This is a genomic window from Pseudoalteromonas sp. APC 3355 (assembly GCF_030407615.1).
Classification (GTDB): domain Bacteria; phylum Pseudomonadota; class Gammaproteobacteria; order Enterobacterales; family Alteromonadaceae; genus Pseudoalteromonas; species Pseudoalteromonas distincta.
Window position 1 is genome coordinate 181,308 of the sequence record NZ_JASDDB010000002.1, and the last position, 18,966, is coordinate 200,273.

Sequence of the window (18,966 nt, forward strand, 5' to 3'; positions counted from 1 at the left end):
TGCCAAACATGCGCTGCCCGAAGGGTTATGCCCAGGGGCTATTTACTCTTTGTTGCTCGGTTTTTACTTAGCCCCTAGATTGAACAAATTTTAATCCTGAAAGGTCAACAGGTCCAATAACTGAGAAATTATTTATATGCATTCAATAAAGTTAGTATCTGAAGAATTAACACCATCAAAAGTAGTGTGTGTTGGGCGTAATTATACAGCACACATTGCAGAGCTAAATAACGAAACGCCAGAGCAAATGGTTTTATTTAATAAGCCAAATAGCGCAATTACTAATACGTTATTTGCAGCTCACAACGGCGATACGCTGCATTATGAAACCGAGCTATGTTTTGTAGTTAAAAATAAAAAATTTGCAGGTGTTGGACTCGGCCTTGATTTAACTAAGCGTACTGTGCAAAGTAAATTAAAAAATAAAGGGCTTCCATGGGAGCGCGCTAAAGCGTTCGACGGCTCTGTAATTTTAACTGATTTTGTAGCGTTAACTGATGCAATGAAGCACTTTACCTTTGAACTTAAAATTAATAATGAAGTGGTTCAGCGAGGTGATACTCATTTTATGCTGCACAACCCTGACTCAATTTTACAAGAAATTAGTGAATTTATGAGCTTAGAAGACGGTGATGTAATAATGACAGGTACACCGTCGGGCGTAGGTGAGGTAACAGCTAAAAGTATTTTTGCAGTGGCGCTTTATGCTAATGATCAGTGTTTGCTTGAGCATCAGTGGCAAGTAAGTAAAAATTAATGACTTGCTGTTGGTAGTGTTTATCAAAGTCAGTAAAGGTAGTTTTAAGCCAATTATGCTGACTTTGTTGATACTCAGGCGATTGGAGTACATTAGCTTTTAGTGCGCGGTTAATTTTTTTAAGGGCTTGCTGTGCAAAATTATTAGGTGCGTTAGCCGCACAGCCTATTGCTCCTCTTATAAATTGAATGTCATTTTCTGCAATTGGCACACTTTCTATATTCGTATACTCCCCTTGTTTATTAAAGTAATCAGCCATAAACGGGTAATCAATTGAGTAGTCTAAAAAGCCGTGACTCAAGCGTGCTATAACAGCCTGACTTTCATTTTCGCTATTCCAACTTAACGAAGACTCTTTATCTCGTTTTGTATTTTCAATAATTGTATTAATTTTAGTTGTAAATTTACGTGCAGCTGCTTGCCCGTATACATATTGCGGGTCGGTTAATAAATTAATAAGGTGGATAGGCGAGCCGTGCTTTTCTTCTAATTGCGGCTTTAGCTCTTTAGTTGTGATAATTGAAAATGGGGGATATACCGTTGTTGGATTTGAGTAGTTAAGTTGTTGGTTATTATTTTTTTTATAAATAACACACGGAAAACATACATTTTTTCCTTCATTTAAATATTTATTTATACGCTGCTGAGGAACAATTAAGCGGGTATGTTTTACATCAGTTATGGTTCTGATGAGTTGCTCGGTTAGGTTGTCGCAAATTCCGCCTTGTGGTGCGCTTTCACTTTTAGCTATATGAAAAGGGGGCGTGTAACTTTGCAGCCAAATAATTTCTTCTAGAGGTTGTACTTTTTGCTCAACGGCGTGCGCGTTGAATACAATTAATAAGCAAAATGCATAGTATCCGTTTTTCAGCATTGATAAGTGTTCGTTGAATTAAGAAAACTTAATAAAAGTATAGTGTTGGTTGTAGTAGGGTCAAATATTTTAGTTTAAAAGCAACCTCATTCAAGGCTGCTTTTAACTCATACATGCTTAATAAGGCATCGGATGGTTTCTAAATATGGTGTTAATCTCACTAAGAATTTCGTCGTTTAGCGTTATGCTAAATGCGTCTATATCTTCCTTTAATTGAGCTATAGATGTTGCCCCAATAATTGAAGAAGTTACGCCATCTACTTGGTTACACCATGCTAAGGCTAGTTGTGCTGGAGTAATATTGTTTGCATGAGCCAGCTCAACATACTGCTTAGTGGCTTGCTCTGCATTGGGTGTATCTCTAAAAATACCGTTACGCTGCATGAAGGTCCAACGAGAACCTTCTGGGCGAGCACCATTTAGATATTTACCCGTTAATAAACCGGCTGCTAAAGGCGACCACGGTAAGTAGGCAATATCTTCGTGTACACATTGTTCTATTAAATACGGCCAGTCTTTAGCGTGCGCTAAGCTAAACTCATTTTGAATAGATACCATACGCGGTAAGTTATGCTCTTTGGCCAAACTTAAGAACTGGCTTATACCCCATGGCGTATCGTCAGATAAACCGCAGTGCTTAATTTTACCTGCTTTAACACATTCATTAAGGCCTTCTAGAATATCAAGCATACTAGCTTGTTGCTCTTGTGTATTTACGTCGGTAAATTTAAGAGTGCCGGGCCATTGTCTGCCAAAGTGAGGGGTAGAGCGGTTTGGCCAATGTAGTTGATATAAATCAATGTAGTCTGTTTGAAGTCGCTTAAGTGAATCATCTACGGCTTCTATTACTGTTTGGCGAGTAATATTGCCGCCATCACGTACCCACGATAATCCATTGCCTGCAATTTTTGTAGCTAGTACCACTTCGCTGCGCTTTTGCTGATTACGCGATAGCCAATTGCCAATAATTTCCTCGGTTTTACCATAGGTCTCTGGCGAAGGAGGCACAGCATACATTTCGGCTGTATCAATAAAGTTTACGCCTTGCTCGAGCGCGTAGGCTATTTGTTCATCAGCGTCGCTTTGAGTATTTTGTTTACCCCAAGTCATACTCCCTAGGCACACTCGAGATACGTTTACGCCACTGCTACCTAGTGGGTTGTATTGCATAAAAATTCCTTAACTAAATTAGTTTTGAGCATGGCTGATTAAAGCCGATAAAAGAGGCTCGGAGATTGGGGCTTTTTGCCCTGTAGTAAAATCAAACATTACAACTTTAGATGCACCCGTAGTCGTTATTGCTTTTTGCGCATGGCTGTAAACGGTGTAGTTCATGGTAAAGCGATCTGTTTTAAGATCTGTAATTGTAACGCCTACAGTGAGTGTGTCGGGAAAAGTTACTGGGCGTTTATAGCGAACGTTATTTTCGCTTATTACTGGGCCCACACCGTTTGGGCTTATTGTGTCGAACAGATTTATTTTATTTAAAAAGTCGATTCGGGCTATTTCAAAGTAACGTAAATACACTACATTATTTACGTGTTGTAGCGCATCCATATCAGCCCATGCTACGGTGATATCGGTATGAATAGGGTGCTGATCTTTAAACGTTTGCATTATTTATTGGCCCTTGATTTTCAAAGTACTTAGATTATCAACATGGTGTTACGAGCTCAAGGTAATTAATGGCATGTTTTTTTTATAAGATGATTGTACCTGTTTAATTTTAGGTCTACAGTTAAATTACACAGACAAACACAAAAACACACAAAGGTAAAAATATGCAGAATATAATTAATTGGTCCTTAGCTTGTTTGGTTTTTATAGCTTCTTTTACCTGTTACGCGATGGGGAATGAATCTGGCGCTATCATTTTAATGTTGGCAGGATTTTTATTTGAGGTTATGTATTGGCTACGTGGTTATAAGAGAACGGAGGATAATAAACACTTTTTTTAATCGTTAACTAGGGCCTGTTGACCTTTCAGGATTAAAATTTGTTCAATCTAGGGGCTATTTAATCGCGGCGCAAGGTTTGTGACCTAGTGGGCTAAGTAAAAAAACCGAGCAAAGCTTCCGCGTCCTGCTCACGCCCCTTACCTACATCCATGTAGGCAACAAAGAGTAAATTGCCCCTAGGCAGAACCCTTCGGGCAGCGTATGTTTGGCATTTGTGCTACGTTATCGCCCATTTATGGGGAATAACCACACTACATAGGCTCTGCCTTGCCTAAATACCAAACATACTGCTGCAAATTTAACCTCGAAAGATAAACAGGCCCTAGGCTTGCTTATCGCATGTGATTCAATAATAATGACTGTATAAATAACCAGTTATTGTTGTGGTGATGAAGAAGTTTATTCACATAGACATGGATTGCTTTTATGCAGCAGTAGAAATGCGAGATAATCCAAAACTTGCATGTGTACCGCTTGCTATTGGAGGCAATAGCCGACGAGGCGTGCTCTCAACCGCTAACTATATAGCTAGAGAGTATGGCGTACGATCGGCTATGTCGAACTATCATGCTAAACAATTATGCCCCGATTTAGTTATTGTCCCAGGGCGCATGGCTGTATACAAAGAAGCTTCAAACCAAATACGTGAAGTATTTAGCCGCTACACAGACTTAATTGAACCCCTTTCTTTAGACGAAGCCTATCTAGATGTAACAGACAGCACCGCATGTAAAGGCAGTGCCACACTTATTGCACAGCAAATAAGAGCCGATATTTACAATGCTACAGGGCTCACTGCATCAGCAGGTATTGCACCGATTAAATTTATTGCCAAAATAGCCAGTGACGAAAACAAACCGAATGGTCAATTTGTCGTTTTGCCTGATGAGGTCGATGACTTTTTAGCGCAATTACCGCTGGGGAAAATTCCAGGAGTGGGCAAAGTAACGCTCGAAAAGCTAAATTTAAAAGGCTTATATACCGGCAAGGATGTACGTGAAAAAGGCGTTAACTGGATGCAGCAACATGTGGGTAATTTTGGTGTGTCGCTTTATCAAAAATGTGCAGGTGAGTATGTTGGTAAAGTATCCACAGATCGTATAAGAAAATCGCTGAGTGTTGAACATACCTACGAGTACAACAAAACAAGTTTGCAAGAGTGCTTAGATGAGCTGCCAAGGTTGTTAGAGGAATTAGTTTTAAGGCTTAATAAACAGCAGTTACAAAACCGTATTAATAAATTGAGTGTTAAGGTGAAGTTTGCAAATTTTGTAGTGACCTCTGCCGATCAGGTATATCACGAGCTAAATACAGAAATATTTGTTCAACTACTTACTAAGGCCTACCAGCGTGGGCTACAACAGCCTGTAAGATTACTTGGCATAGGCGTTGGCATTAAAAACGAGCCAGAGCAAAACTTCCAACTTAGTATTCTCGATTAAGCTGTAAAGCCTGTAACTCCAAGTTGCCATTTATTGGCAGGTTATGTGATTAGCTCATCGCTCCTTGCTGGTCTTCAATATTTAAATCGACGATAATAGGGGCTTATGTTTTCTAACAGGACCTTATTTATGGCATACCCTCAAGCGGTTAGTGCAAGCCTTGAATGCACATCTCATGATGCGCTTATTATTATTAGTAATGACTTTTCTCAGTTACCAAATAACTCATTACGTGATGCTATTTTAGCTCAAGCAAACGTAGATTCTCGCATCGGTAAGCAAGTTACTTTATTAGTAATTGAAAACAAGCGCGTTGTACTTGCGCCAACCGGTCCGTTAAATAGAGATTACGACGACGTGCGTCGTTATTTTGATGCTGCTAAATTAGCAATTAACGAAGCAAAAGCGTCGGGCAGTGTTAACCCTGCATTATTTTTACCAAATTTAAATGGCGATAGCCGTTATCAGCATGCTTTAGAAGTTGCTTATTTAGGCGCTTGCCAAGCCTTATGGCAGCCATTAGAAGCGCGTGAATATCACGGTGAAAGCATTGAACCTATTACACAGATTGGTTTAGTTGGCGCGAGCGAGCAAACTATTAAAGCTGTTAATGCAATTGCAGCTGGCCAATATGCAGCGCGTGACCTGTGTGGTACTGAACCTGAGCGTATGGCTCCTCCACGTTTTGCTGATTACTGCGTTGAATTGTTTAAAGGCTCAAACATTGCAGTTGACGTAATTGATGATATTGCAGCTATTGATAAAAATTACCCAATGCTAAGTACAGTTGCTCGCGCATCGTATGCAGTTGAGCGCCATCACCCACGTGTTGTTAAGCTTGAATATGTACCAGAGGGCGAAATTACTCGCACACTTATGTTTGTAGGTAAGGGCCTTGTATACGATACAGGCGGTGCAGATTTAAAAGTAGGCGGCCATATGGCAGGCATGAGTCGTGATAAAGGCGGCGCAGCTTCTGTTGCGGGCTTTATGAAAGCCGTTGCTGATTATCAGCCTAAAGGCGTTAAAGTGGTATCGTACTTAGCTGTTGTTCGCAACTCTATTGGCTCAGATTGTTTTGTGCCAGATGAAATTATTACTAGCCGTGAAGGTGTTCGTGTACGTATTGGTAATACCGATGCAGAAGGGCGTTTAGCAATGGGCGACCTGCTTAGCGAAATGAAAGATTTAGCTAAAGGTGAGATTAATCCAACGTTATTTACTGTAGCTACATTAACGGGTCATGCGGCACGTGCAATGGGTCCTTACGGTGCGTATGTTGAAAATGGTCCAGCTCGTAGTGCTGGTGTCTCACGTCAAATAGCTGACCTTGGAGATTTGTGGGCCGATGGCGCTGAAGTATCGCGTTCACGCCGTGAAGACTACGACTTTATTAAACCACGTACGCTAGCTGACGATGTTTTATCTAGCAATAACGCAGCATCTGCCGTTACTGCTCGTGGACATCAGTTCCCTATGGCGTTTATGGCTATTGTTGGTGGGCTTGATAAGCACGGTAACGACTCTGCACAGCCTCTACCTTATGTTCATATGGATATAGCAGGTAGCGGTGTTGAAGGCGGTGATTGGCAGCATGGTAAGCCAACAGCTGCATCAGTAACGAGCTTGTTTGCACGTTATTGTTTGTAAGCTAAAAACTTACATGTAATAAAAAAGCCCTGTTAATTCAGGGCTTTTGCATTTTATGAGAACGCTATCGATTAATCTAATTTAAAACGATTAACTACGCTCGAAAGACCTTCGCTACTTTGTTTAAGGTTATCACTGGCATCGGTAAGCTGCTTAGTATTATTTAATGATTGCTCAGTTGATTGAGATAGCTCATTAATACGCAAATTAACCTCGTCGGCAGCTTGCGTTTGTTGCTCTGTGGCACGTGCTATTTGGCTGTTCATTTCGGTAATAATTGAAACAAGTCGCTCTATTTCATTAAGTGAAGTATTAGCTGATGACGCCTGCTCTACGGTAGAAACTGAAAGTGCTTGGCTTGATTTAACTGCTTCTACTGCTGCTTTTGCACCTTCTTGTAGTTTAGTGATCATGGTTTGAATTTCGTCAGTACTTTGCCCTGTACGACTGGCCAATGTTCTTACTTCATCAGCAACAACAGCAAATCCTCGACCATGCTCTCCTGCGCGAGCAGCTTCAATGGCAGCGTTTAATGCCAGTAAGTTTGTCTGCTCCGATATACTTCTTATTACGTCAAGCACAGAGCCTATATTATGGCTCTCGTTGGCTAAATCTTCTGTTACACGGCTGACTGTTTCAATGTTGCTTGAGAGTGTTTCTATTGCTGTAATTGTTTGCGCAACCACATTTTTACCCGTTGATGCGTTTTGTGCTGCATCCTTAGCTGCTTGCTCTGCGGCTTCAGCGTTACGGCTCACATCGTGTATTTGGTGAGTCATTTGCTCCATGGCAGCTGCAACTTGGGTTGAACTATCGTTTTGAAGCTCAATAAATGAGTGGCTTGTTCTACTTGAATCGTCAACTGTATGCGCATGTTCGCTTACATCGTTTGCACTTTGTGCTACATGAACAAGTGACTCTCGCATTTTTAGAGCAAATAAATTAAATGAGCGTGATAGTTCAGATATTTCATCATTACCGGATTCATTTAATTTACGGGTTAAATCGCCTTCGCCTTGTGAAATATCTTTCATCATATCGGCCGCTAAGCGAGTCGGTATTAAAATACTCTTACCTATAAAGTAACTAAGTAAAATAACAGCAATAATCATAATTATTGCACTGACGACTATAAGATTACGTTGCTCGCTAAATGCTTCGTCAATTGAATCAAGGTAAACACCCGAGCCAATAATCCACTGCCATTGATTAAAACCTTTAACAAATGCGATTTTTTCAACCGGTTTATCTTTACCTGGTTTTGGCCATTTATAAGGGATAAAGCCCTCGCCATCTTTTTTCACTATATTTACCATATCAACAAACAATGATTTGCCGTCAGGGTCTTTGTTATTGGTTAAATCTTTTCCATCAAGCGCAGGTTTTATAGGGTGCATAACCATTGTTGGCTGATAATCGTTAATCCAAAAGTAATTGGTTTTGTCGTAGCGTAGTGCTCTTATTGCATTAAGTGCTTGTGATTGAGCTTGTTGTTGAGTGAGAGTGTTATCTTGTTCAAGCGCATAATAGTGCTCGATTATACTGTACGCCGTTTCTACTACATTTTGTGTTTTTATGTATTGCTCGTCTTTTAGCGAACTATATTGATGAGTTAGGCTCGATATACTAAGTATTATTAGTCCAAATATAACGATGGCTATTAACAGTGAAAAACGCTGGGATATACTAAAACTTCGTAGATTAGGCATACATTTATCCTCAAAAAGTGTGCGCTTTAGCGCATAGAATAAGCGTAGCTAAAAAAAGAGTTTAATCTAGGCTTAACGCCTATTAATGCAAAAAAAAGGCTGATTTATCAATCAGCCTTTAGTCTGTTATTACTTTACTTTCTTATTTAACGTCAAAATGGCGATTAAAGAAGTTTGTAATTGTTTGATGTAAGTGTGTTTGCACTTGTTTACCGCGTAGGCTGTGCTTAGAGCCTGGGTAGGTCATCATTTCAAACTGTTTTTCGTTATCTTGCAGTTGTTTAAATAACTTAGTTGAATGTGTAAACAATACGTTGTCATCAGCCATTCCATGGTAAATCATTAATGGGCCTTTTAAGCCATCTGCATATGGAAATACTGCGCTGTCTTCATAGCCTTTAGCATTTGTATCAGGGTGACCTAAATAACGCTCTGTGTAATGTGTATCGTATAGAGCCCAATCGGTTACGGGAGCACCCGATACGCCGGCTTGAAAGTAATCGCCCGCTTTAAACATTGTCATAAGCGCCATGTAGCCGCCGTAGCTGTGGCCATAAACACCGATGCGTTGTGGGTCAACGTAATCAAGTGTACGTAAAAACTCTACGCCTTTAATTTGATCGGCAACTTCAACCACACCTAAATGTTTATAAATAGCATCTTCAAACTTTTTACCACGGTTGTACGAACCACGGTTATCCAGTTGAAAAATTACATAACCTTGTTGCGCCATGTACTGAAAGTACAAGTTTTTACTGCGCCAGCTATTCGTCACTCGTTGAGCATGCGGGCCGCCGTATACGTTAACAATAACAGGGTGCTTTTTGCCATCAGCAATGTTGCTAGGCTTAAATAAACGGTAATGCATAACTTGGCCATCATCGGCTTTAATTGTGCCGTATTCTGGTTTTGCTAAGTCGCTTAAATAAGGGGTAAGCGGATGGTTACTATCAAGCCTATTTTCTTCAAGCCAGGTAATGAATTCGCCGTTTACTTTACGAAGCGCTGCTGAGTTTGGTTTATTATCAGACGAGCTATTATCGATAAAGGTTTTATTGTCTTTTGCTAGCACAACATTGTGGTACTGACCTTTTTCGGTAATACGTTTGGCATCGCCTTTTTTAAATAAAGGCGCGCTGTATAAATGGCTTTCAAGCGGTGTATCTTTTCGACCGGCAAAGTAAACAATGCCTTTTTTCTCATCAATACCTTTTAAGCTATCAACAGCCCAATCACCAGAGGTGATTTGACGAACAAGTTGACCGTTTGTGCGATACAGATATAAATGTTTAAAGCCGTCTCGCTCAGATGCCCATACAAAGTGTTTTTTGTCTTTTAAAAACTCAAGATCAAAATGTAGGTTTATCCACGTTTCGCTGTTTTCGGTCAGTGCTACTTTTTGGGCTTTAGTTTCGCTGTTATAAAAACGCAGTTCTAATTTATGTTGCGAGCGATTTTGCCATTGGTACGACAGTGTATTGCCGTCTTTTAGCCATTTTGCGCGTGCAATGTAAATGTCTTCATCTTTACCTAAATCAATCCAATCTACTTTTTGGTCGTTTAGCTTAACGACACCAAGTTGAATTTTAACATTATCGGTACCTGTAAACGGGTAGCGCTGGTTAAATAATTTAACTTCGTCAGCGTAAATTTCGTTACGGATAGCTTCTTTTACAGGGGTTTCGTCAACGCGGGTATAGGCAATTTTAGTTTCATCACCTGACCACCAGTAACCTGTCATACGGCTCATTTCTTCTTGAGCAACAAATTCGGCCATGCCGTTTTTAATTACGCCGCCGCCATCTTTACTAAGCTGAATCTCTTTACCAGACTCAAGCTCTAAAGCATAAAGGTTTTGCTCTCGAATAAACGATACGTAGTTACCTTTAGGTGAAAAGCGTGCATCGGTTTCAAATGCTTCAGTGTCGGTTAGTTTTTTACTTTTAGCTGAGGCTAAATCGTAATAATAAAGGTCACCATTGAGTGGGAATAAAAGTGCTTTGCCATCTTTAGACCATTTGTATTCAAGTATGCCTTTACCAAAAATACGTTGGCGTTCGCGGCGTGCTTTTTCTTCATCTGATAGGTTTTCTGGGCCTGAAAATAACTTTGCTGAATCAACTAGCACACGGTTGGTGTTATCTTTTAGATTGTATTCCCATAAATCGTAGCGGTTGTAGTCATCGCTTTTGCCTTGTAGGTAAGTTACACGGCTGCCGTCAGGCGAAAATTTAAGTTGTACAGGTGATTTACCAGAAAGGCTCGGATCGTCAAAAATTCGCTCCAGCGATAAAGGTTTTGCTTGAACACTAATAGCGCCAACCATTAACGGTATAGCTAGTGAGAGGTGTTTTATTTTTTTTAGCACAAGGTTGCCTTAGCTTATTATAAATATTGCTTTGATGGTAAAGCCAAGCGTGTGCAACTGCAACTAAATGCTATAAAGTGGCGATTATCAAAGACAAAGTAGGACATAGCAATGACTCACCCTGAATTTAAACTAGCGCCAGAACTTAAACGCGACTGTATAGAACTTGCCGATTGGCCGTTGTGTAAAGTACTTTTATTGAACGACAGCTTGTATCCGTGGTTTGTATTAGTGCCTAGGCAGGCTAACTTAAAAGAGATAATTGATTTATCTGAGGATGATCAAATGGTTTATTTAAAAGAGTCAGCCAAGCTAAGTAAATTATTAATGGATGTATTTAAACCTGATAAATTAAACATAGCGGCTTTAGGTAATATGGTACCGCAATTACATATTCATCATATTGCGCGTTTTACGAGTGATGCTGCATGGCCTGCGCCAATATGGGGTAAACACCCAGCAGTGCCTTATACAGATCTACAAATCACAGAGCTAAAAAAAGCGCTGCAATTATAAGCTGCAACGCTTTTTTAGGGTTTAACTAAGTTTAATTAAACTTATTTAAGCCCTAGTACTTCCTTACCTTGTTTAAATGTTACATCTACAGGGATATTAGCTTTGCTTAGTTTTTCTAAGTCTTTAGCAAGTTCTTCTTTAATGTCGCCATGCGTTGCAATTAGTTGATCTACTTTTTCGTAATCGCCATCACCTTGTAAGGTTAAAATTAAGCGAGAAAGCTTGGCCATTGCAATGCTCATTTTTTCCATATTAACGCGGTATAAGCCTTCTTCATTTTTAGAAAAAGCACCTTCTTGAGCAAAAAAGTTAAAGCGGATCATATTTGCTTTACCATGCGCGCTTGATGCGCCAAAACGAACTGAGCGGAATATACCTGCCATGAAGGTGGTGTAATAATCTTCAATAGTGCCTTCAGTAATTTCGCCTTTTTTAAGTAACTGTTCAATCATGTATAGCCCTAAAATATCGGCTTTACCTTCTTCAAGGGCACTTGCGTGTTCTTGTAATGATTGACGAACAGTACCTTTACCTGTGATTGTATTTTTAATACCTAAACCGTGAGCCACTTCATGGAACATCGTATTGGCAAAAAATGCGTCAAAAGTAATGTGTTTACGCTGCTCTGGTACAATTAACTGCTCTGAAATTGGCACTAAAATTTTATCAAATTTAGCACGCATTGCGTTTTTAAGTTGCAGACGACGAGTTCCTTTTTCGAGCTGTACTTGCTCATCGTTTGGTAAGTTAATTGCAATTGTTTTACTACCCGCGTTTGAATGCCCAGCGTAGTAAACAACATCATATGCATTTAGGTCGGCGTCAGAGCCTGGTACTTCTTGTTTGTACTTAGCATCTACAGGTAAGCCTTTTTGAAGCTCAGGTAAAAATGCTGCAAACTTAGCTAAGCGTTCGCTCCATTTTAAATCTTTAATAAGTACGTAAGATTCATAAGCTGCGCGGTAACCAAATAATTGATCTTCATAAGTTTCAATTGGACCAATAACCACATCTACTGGGTTATTTTTCATATCCATCCAAGCAAAGTCAGATACTTGGAAGTCATCTTTTTGTAGAGCATCGGCACGCAAGTTTAGATAGTTAGCAAATTCTTTATCGTCAGCAAGTTTGCTTGCTTCACGTAAAATATCAGCGGCTTTTGCAAGCTCATCAGCATATTCTTTTGAATAAGGCACGCTGTAAAGCTTACCTTGCTCATCACGCTTAATTACAGAATAAAGCCCTGTTTTATCTTCAACGTCTGCATTGTTTAACTCTTCTTTGGTTATATCAGCAGGGTAAAACTGTGCACCAAGTGGCTTTTCTTTATAGCTGGATAAAAATGCTTCATCACCATTTAAACGATCCCATGGACCATAGTTAATATCAGCAAATTTACGTACTTTTTCATCGTTTAGTTTTGCTAAAAAAGCATCTTTATTTTCACCAAATGCTTGCTTCCAAAATAACTCATCCATTATTTTTGAAGCGTCAATAAGCTTTGCAACCATTGCTCGTTGATTATCGCTTAAGTGCGATAAATCACTTTGTAAGCTAAAGTCGGTGTAAATATCTAAACGTTGTTTATCTGCATTAATAAGCTTAGGGCCTGACTGTGCACTGCTTTTTTGAGCAAGCTCTACGGCTGTGTTGTCGGTAGAAGACGGCGCTTGTTCAGAACATGCGCTAAGAAAAACAACACCAGAGAGCATAATTGCTTGGCTAATTTTATTTAAGATCATTATATTGCCTGTTAAAAAGTAAGTTTAATAATTTGTACTGCTTTAGTTAAAATATTAAGTATGTACAAACGCTTCCTTATTGTGAGTGCATTAAAGCAAAACTAAATGGTAAATAGCAAGTATTTGGCGTTGTAAGGCAAGCATGAGCGGTAAAGCATTATAAATAAAAATAAACTTCTATAATTTTCTTAACTTTATCGGTAAGTTAGACAATACTAATTATATTACTAATACGAAAATTAACTGCCTGAGTTTGCAGTTACTTTACAGGCTGAACACAAAAGGATGGCAGCTTTATGTCTACAGAAAACGCTTTATTAACGATTCTAGTCGATAGAATAAATAACGATACGTTGGTTTTACCAACGCTACCTGAAGTAGCGATTAAGGTTCGCCAAGCTGCAGATAACCCAGATGTGAATTTAATCCAAATGTCAGATGTAATCTCACAAGATCCAGCGCTTTCAGCTCGTATGATAAAAGTAGCTAATAGTGCGATTATGGGACGTTCTGTAAAAGTATCTAATTTACAACAAGCAGTGACTCGTATTGGATTACGTCAAATTAAAAACATTGCTACAGCTATGGCTATGGAACAATTATTTGTATCAAATAATGAGCTAATTAAAGGCTACATGGGTAAGGCATGGCAAAAAACATTAACCGTTGCTAGCCATTCAATATCACTCATGGAGTTTTATTTAAAAAATAGTAAGCACACGTCACTAAACCGTGATTCTATTACACTCGCCGCACTTGTTTATAATATTGGTGTATTACCAATTTTAACCGAAGCCGAGCGCCACCCAGAGGTATTTGCTAATCCAAGCTTTTTGGCTCATGCAATTCAAAAGCTGAGTGGAAAAATTGGCTCATCTATTATGCAAGCGTGGGAATTCCCTAAAGAGTTTGTTGATGTAGCTCAGAGCTGGGCTGACCCAAGTTACAAACCTGAAAAAGTTAGTTACGTGGATTTTATTCGAGTAGGGGCTATTTTAGAGGGCACATTACAGGTTTCTGATAAGTCTGCAGCGCTGCAAACGTATATAGACAAAGGCGTTATACCGTCTATGCAGCTATTCACAAGTGATGAGTACAACGACATGCTAAAAGATGTGAAAAACATGTTTAGCTAAAAGTGCCTTCCTACACAAACAAAAAGGGTTAACTTGCGTTAACCCTTTTTTAGTTTTATTTTTCGGTGGTATTTTCTGTCTTAGTTTTTTCGTATCGCTTTATTCCTGCTACCCATGTTTGCAGTACGTTTGTTTTGTATATCTCGTCAACAGGCACTTTAAAGTAGTCTTTATCAATTAAAATAAAGTCGGCCCATTTACCTTTTTCTAAACTACCCACCTTAAATTCTTGATGAGCTGCATAGGCGCCACCAAGAGTAAATGCACGCAATGCATCTTCGCGGCTTAGTACTTCACTTGCGCGCCAGCCGTTTTCCGGTAGTTTGTTATGGTCCATGCGTGTAATGGCTGAATACAAACCATCAAATGGATTTGCAAGCTCTACAGGGTAATCAGAGCCCGCAGCAACAACCGAACCTTGCTGTAAAAATGTTTGCCACGCGTAGGCGCCGCTTAGTTGTTTTTCAGTTAAACGCTGCTCTGCCATATGCATATCTGAAGTGGCATGCACCGGCTGCATTGAAGGGATTATTTTTAACGCTTTAAAGCGAGGGATATCATCAGGGGTTACAATTTGGGCGTGCTCTATTCGGTTTCGTAGTAATATACCGCCCGTTTTTTTAAACACATTTTGATAGGCATCAAGTACTACTTTATTTGCTTTGTCGCCAATGGCGTGAGTATTTGCGCTAAAGCCGCTTTTAAAGCTTTGTGTAAAGAGTGCTTCGAGTTTCTCTTGTGTTTCAAGCATTAAACCATGGTGACCAGGTCTGTCTGCATATTCTTCAATAAGTGCTGCACCACGAGAGCCCAGTGCGCCATCGGCGTAAACTTTAACACTGCGAATTTCCATAAAGTCATTTTTGTCGTGGTATCGGCCTGCCTTTAACATTGTGTCTAAATCAGGGCTTGCACCACTTAACATTGCCACAATACGTAGCGGTAAATTACCAAGGTCGCCGCGCTCTTTATAAACCTCCCATGTGGTTTTATCAATACCTGCATCGTGAGTAGAGGTAATGCCTAAACTTAATAAATGTTTACCTGCTGCATCTAGTGAGTCACTTATATCTTGTTTAGAAGGGGCTGGCATATGCTGGGTAATTAGCGATTCTGCTTTGTCTACAAAAATACCCGTAGGATTGCCAAATTCGTCTTTAATTATCTCACCGCCTTCGGGCGCTTTTGTTTGGGCGGTAATACCTGCAAGTTCGAGCGCTTTTGAATTAACCCAAATGGCGTGGCTATCAACTCGAGAAAGCACCACAGGTCGATCGTTAACTACTTTGTCTAAATCTTTAGCCGTAGGAAAGCGTGTATCAGCCCAAAGCTCTTGGTTCCAGCCTCGTCCTATAATCCAACCTTGTTTGTTATCGGCAAATACTTTTAGTTTATTCGTTACTTCATCAACCGATGTTGCGCCGCGTACGTCAAGTTGCGATAAATTATCTCCTAGGCCAATAACGTGCCCATGAGCATCAATTAAGCCAGGTAATAAGGTATTACCGTGCGCATCAATTAGCTTGGCATCTGGGTAGCTATCTTTAAGTGTATCGCTACCTAGTTTTACTACCTTGCCATTTTTAATAACGAGGGTAGTAAATTGCTGTACTTCACCTTGATATAAAGGGGTATAACCATTGGCGTTATAAATTACTTTTGTTTGTGCAAAAGTGTAACTAGAACTAGCGCAAAGGCTGGCTAGTATGAGTGGTTTGATTATTTTTTTGAGCGGCATAAGGCATTATTTTTTATTGTTAGTGCGTTAACACTAGCAAACCCAACTTTATAATACCAATATGTGAGACAAATTATGATGAAGAAAAAAGCAGTAAAGCTAGAACATAAAATATCTAGCTTTTGAAAGGGTTTATTTACTAGCGTATAAACTGTATTCACTTAGCGTTAGTTTACCATCTTTGTCTTGATCGTAGCTTGAAAACCGAGACCACAAAGCGGGGTCTACAGCGGTTTCTGAACGTGTTAAAAAACCATCCTGGTTTCTATCAAGTTTTTCAAATTGCTCTGCAACATTGTTGCTTGCAGCAAAGCCTAATGTGCTAAAAATACTAAACGCAAAAAGCGCTATATAGCTTGTTTTTTTCATGAAAAATACTCAGTAGAGGTTATTGGTAAGGTAATTTTTAAATTCGATTAACGAAATTTGGTTATCTTGGTTTTTGTCCCATTTTACAAATGTGTTTAATAGTTGTGGTTGGGGATCAAGTTCGTCATGCGTTAAATAGCCACTTTTGTCGCTATCGAGGTGATCAAAGCGTTGCTTTACATCAAGTGCAGCGGCATCAAAGCTTAATAGCATTAAGATGCTTATAACAAGGGGAAGTATCTTCATGGTGTTCCTTCCAAAAGATGTATTTAAAGTTTATGGCTAAAAAAAAGGAAAAAGGAAAAAGCACTTGCCGTAATTTAACTCCCAACATTAAATCCTTTTACACACTCCCTCAGGGATTATGGCAAATGCTTTTAATTCCAGTTTACCTATAACAAGCTTAAGTAAAGCTTAATCAGTAATTACTCATTAAGGTTTAAAGCTTTCAAATTCTTTTTTTGAGACTTTTTCATCACCGTCTTCATCTAAGTCGGCAAATTGTCTCATTACTTCCTTGTCTTCCTTTGCTTCTGCAATTGATATTTGTCCGTCCATGTCTTTATCTAAGTGGGCAAAACGCACATTTGTTGGCGATGCAATTACGGTGGCACTAATTGCTAAAAACATTAATGAAAAAGCGGCTATAAGTTGTTTCATAATCACGTTCCTTATTAAATGAGTTTATTGAATAAATTTTTTGAATTCATCTAGCGACAATTGCCCATCTTGATTAGTATCAATTTGAGAAAAATTCTCGTGTAAGACAGCATCTTCACCTGCTTCGGCTTCACTTAATGTGCCGTTACTGTCTTTATCAAGTTCGTTAAAAGTCGCGTGAACGTCCATTGCGTGTGCATTAGGGCCTAAAAAGCCTAAAGCCAGTAATGATGAAATTACTAAAATGCGTTTGTTCATAATTATTTCCTTATTGATTAAAGTTATTACTCCTATTACAAAAATGGTGCCAATAATAATTGTTGTTATTTTTCAAATGGTTATTGTTTTTGCTTTAAGCCAGTGAGAAGTTTTTACTGGGTTTATTGTAATTTTTGTGCGCCTTTTGCAACACTATTTAGTGAGGTTGAAAGGGAGTTTATTAAAATCAACGAGTTACGCTGTCTCTATTTGGCGACACATTGTTTTATAGTGCTGGCTGTTAATCGTATTAAATATAATTGCTGGTTCAGCTAGTGTATAAGGTAAGCACTTAATAATAGAGCGCTTAACTTAAAAGGACTAAACGAAATGCCAGCAACCATAGCTAAAAAATACCATGCAATGCTTAACTGGCGGTCTAATTTAATTGGGCAATTTGCAATGAGTATGCTGCTTTCGCTACTTCCGCTTTCTATAGTGGTGATCGTATTTTTAAATGCGCTTAATAAGCAATTAGCGGTTACTCAAAGTATTGTGAGTAGCAACTACCAAATTACCAAATCGTTTAACACTTTAAAGCAAGAGCTCAACAGCCTTGAGCGCGCCACTAGGCAAAACTGGGTATTAAAAAGTGAATCGCTTGATAAGCTCATTGTCGATAAATGGCAATCATCCCTACAAAGCATTGATGAACTCAAATTTGTAAACACGAATAAAGAGTATATTCACCAATGGCAACGCTTATATACCACCTTACAAACCGCGCATGTAAAACTCGTTGAGCAAAAACAACAACAAGCTGAGCTATTTGTGCCAGTGAGCGATTTAATTGCTGAGCTTACTTTATGGTTACGTGATAAAAACGAAGCGCAAATTACCAATAACCAAAATGAGCTTACAAGCCTGCAAGCGTCATTTATAAACTGGCTGGTGGCACTTATTCCACTGACTTTAATTGTTGGGGGAGGTTTTTTATGGCGCATAAGTGGGCGGCTAAAAGGGTTAACTACGGTTATTGATAAGCTTGGGCAGGGGCATTGGCAGCAAAAAATATCTGTGAAAGGTTCAGCTGAGCTTGTTGAGCTAGGAGAAAAGCTCCAATGGGTACAAGAGCAGCTTCATATGCTTGAGCAGCAAAAAGATACTTTTTTACGCCATGTAACTCATGAGCTAAAAACGCCGCTTGCTTCAATGGTCGAAGGCACTGATTTATTAACTGATGAAATAGTAGGTCCAATTACTGCTGAGCAAAAAGCAGTGCTTGAGCTCATTAGCCAATCTATGGTGCGCCTTCGTACAATGATTGACAGTTTGCTGAGTTATAATGCGATTCGCACCAGTAAAGACAGCTTAAGCGAAGTTGAATTTAGTCTTCTTATTAATAAAATTAATAGCCATTTTGAACATCGCTTAACTGCGCGTCAGCAAGCTCTGCAGTGGCAAAATACTTTACCTAACAAACCGCTTGCTTTACCTAGTGAGCTTATTGAGATGATTTTAATTCAGCTTATTTCAAATGGCTTAAAATTTTCAGAAGATAAGCAAAGCGTTACTATTAATTTAGCGCTTGAGCAAAACCAGCTTTGTATCGTTGTACTTGATAAAGGGTGCGGTATTAAAGAGCAAGAAAAAACTCAAATTTTCAGCGCATTTTATCAAGGTAAACACAGTAAAAATGTTACGCTGCAAGGCAGTGGACTGGGTTTAACTATTGTAAAAGAGTCTGTTGAACAGCTAAGAGGTACACTTAGTGTTGAGCATAACGAGCCACATGGTTGCCGGTTTTCAATTAAAATTCCCATAACAAAAAATCTAGGAGTTAATTAAC

Annotated in this window: 17 protein-coding genes; 6 read left to right on the forward strand and 11 right to left on the reverse strand. The window is 39.2% G+C overall.

The window, feature by feature from the left end:
- The first annotated feature begins 136 nt into the window (after positions 1–136).
- Positions 137–757 (forward strand): fumarylacetoacetate hydrolase family protein, encoded by a 621-nt coding sequence (locus QMA08_RS04100; RefSeq protein WP_290173765.1) that lies wholly within the window; start codon positions 137–139, stop codon positions 755–757.
- Here the strand turns inward: QMA08_RS04100 and QMA08_RS04105 are convergent.
- The 3 genes from QMA08_RS04105 to QMA08_RS04115 form a co-directional block, all read right to left on the reverse strand.
- Positions 708–1,631 (reverse strand): ABC transporter substrate-binding protein, encoded by a 924-nt coding sequence (locus QMA08_RS04105; protein WP_182673315.1) that lies wholly within the window; start codon positions 1,629–1,631, stop codon positions 708–710. The two genes, QMA08_RS04100 and QMA08_RS04105, sit on opposite strands and share 50 nt — an antisense overlap.
- Before the next feature lie 117 nt (positions 1,632–1,748).
- A complete protein-coding gene (locus QMA08_RS04110) occupies positions 1,749–2,801 on the reverse strand; it encodes an aldo/keto reductase (RefSeq protein WP_272450756.1) in 1,053 nt (350 codons plus the stop codon).
- An 18-nt stretch (positions 2,802–2,819) separates the two neighbouring features.
- Entirely contained in the window at positions 2,820–3,248 is a 429-nt protein-coding gene (locus QMA08_RS04115) for a thioesterase family protein (RefSeq protein ID WP_002958095.1), read from the reverse strand.
- 730 nt (positions 3,249–3,978) lie between these two features.
- On the opposite strand from QMA08_RS04115, the gene dinB reads away from it, so the two are divergent.
- Both dinB and QMA08_RS04125 read left to right on the forward strand, forming a co-directional pair.
- A complete protein-coding gene (dinB, locus tag QMA08_RS04120; RefSeq protein WP_039485058.1) occupies positions 3,979–5,031 on the forward strand; it encodes a DNA polymerase IV in 1,053 nt (350 codons plus the stop codon).
- A 129-nt stretch (positions 5,032–5,160) separates the two neighbouring features.
- Positions 5,161–6,681 (forward strand): leucyl aminopeptidase family protein, encoded by a 1,521-nt coding sequence (locus tag QMA08_RS04125; RefSeq protein WP_039485056.1) that lies wholly within the window; start codon positions 5,161–5,163, stop codon positions 6,679–6,681.
- Between the two features lie 71 nt (positions 6,682–6,752).
- On the opposite strand, the gene QMA08_RS04130 is transcribed toward QMA08_RS04125, so the two are convergent.
- Together QMA08_RS04130 and QMA08_RS04135 are read right to left on the reverse strand one after the other, a co-directional pair.
- The gene (locus tag QMA08_RS04130) at positions 6,753–8,390 is read right to left on the reverse strand and encodes a methyl-accepting chemotaxis protein (protein ID WP_149602193.1); all 1,638 of its coding nucleotides are present in this window, start codon (positions 8,388–8,390) and stop codon (positions 6,753–6,755) included.
- Positions 8,391–8,532: 142 nt separating this feature from the next.
- Positions 8,533–10,758 carry a S9 family peptidase gene (locus QMA08_RS04135; protein ID WP_138488613.1) on the reverse strand — a complete coding sequence of 742 codons (2,226 nt, stop codon included), beginning with the start codon at positions 10,756–10,758 and terminating at the stop codon, positions 8,533–8,535.
- 111 nt (positions 10,759–10,869) lie between these two features.
- On the opposite strand from QMA08_RS04135, the gene QMA08_RS04140 reads away from it, so the two are divergent.
- Positions 10,870–11,274, forward strand: a complete 405-nt coding sequence (locus QMA08_RS04140) for an HIT family protein (RefSeq protein ID WP_290173766.1) — start codon at positions 10,870–10,872, stop codon at positions 11,272–11,274.
- A 41-nt stretch (positions 11,275–11,315) separates the two neighbouring features.
- Here QMA08_RS04140 and QMA08_RS04145 read toward each other — a convergent pair whose 3' ends face one another.
- Positions 11,316–13,016 carry a Zn-dependent hydrolase gene (locus QMA08_RS04145; RefSeq protein WP_039485046.1) on the reverse strand — a complete coding sequence of 567 codons (1,701 nt, stop codon included), beginning with the start codon at positions 13,014–13,016 and terminating at the stop codon, positions 11,316–11,318.
- 296 nt (positions 13,017–13,312) lie between these two features.
- Between QMA08_RS04145 and QMA08_RS04150 the strand changes: the two genes are divergently transcribed.
- Entirely contained in the window at positions 13,313–14,152 is an 840-nt protein-coding gene (locus QMA08_RS04150; RefSeq protein WP_002961652.1) for an HDOD domain-containing protein, read from the forward strand.
- A gap of 55 nt (positions 14,153–14,207) precedes the next feature.
- Here the strand turns inward: QMA08_RS04150 and QMA08_RS04155 are convergent, their stop codons facing one another.
- From QMA08_RS04155 to QMA08_RS04175, 5 genes are all read right to left on the reverse strand, one after another.
- A complete protein-coding gene (locus QMA08_RS04155; protein WP_290173767.1) occupies positions 14,208–15,890 on the reverse strand; it encodes an amidohydrolase in 1,683 nt (560 codons plus the stop codon).
- A 132-nt stretch (positions 15,891–16,022) separates the two neighbouring features.
- Positions 16,023–16,259: a calcium-binding protein gene (locus QMA08_RS04160; protein WP_002961647.1), complete on the reverse strand. Its 237-nt coding sequence runs from the start codon at positions 16,257–16,259 to the stop codon at positions 16,023–16,025.
- A 9-nt stretch (positions 16,260–16,268) separates the two neighbouring features.
- Positions 16,269–16,505 carry an EF-hand domain-containing protein gene (locus QMA08_RS04165; RefSeq protein ID WP_182732761.1) on the reverse strand — a complete coding sequence of 79 codons (237 nt, stop codon included), beginning with the start codon at positions 16,503–16,505 and terminating at the stop codon, positions 16,269–16,271.
- A gap of 186 nt (positions 16,506–16,691) precedes the next feature.
- On the reverse strand, positions 16,692–16,919 hold the full coding sequence (locus tag QMA08_RS04170; RefSeq protein ID WP_024597597.1) for a hypothetical protein: 228 nt from the start codon (positions 16,917–16,919) through the stop codon (positions 16,692–16,694).
- 24 nt (positions 16,920–16,943) lie between these two features.
- The gene (locus QMA08_RS04175; RefSeq protein WP_290173768.1) at positions 16,944–17,177 is read right to left on the reverse strand and encodes an EF-hand domain-containing protein; all 234 of its coding nucleotides are present in this window, start codon (positions 17,175–17,177) and stop codon (positions 16,944–16,946) included.
- A 330-nt stretch (positions 17,178–17,507) separates the two neighbouring features.
- Here QMA08_RS04175 and QMA08_RS04180 point away from each other — a divergent pair, with 330 nt between their 5' ends.
- Positions 17,508–18,965 carry a HAMP domain-containing sensor histidine kinase gene (locus tag QMA08_RS04180; protein WP_290173769.1) on the forward strand — a complete coding sequence of 486 codons (1,458 nt, stop codon included), beginning with the start codon at positions 17,508–17,510 and terminating at the stop codon, positions 18,963–18,965.
- Position 18,966 lies beyond the last annotated feature (1 nt).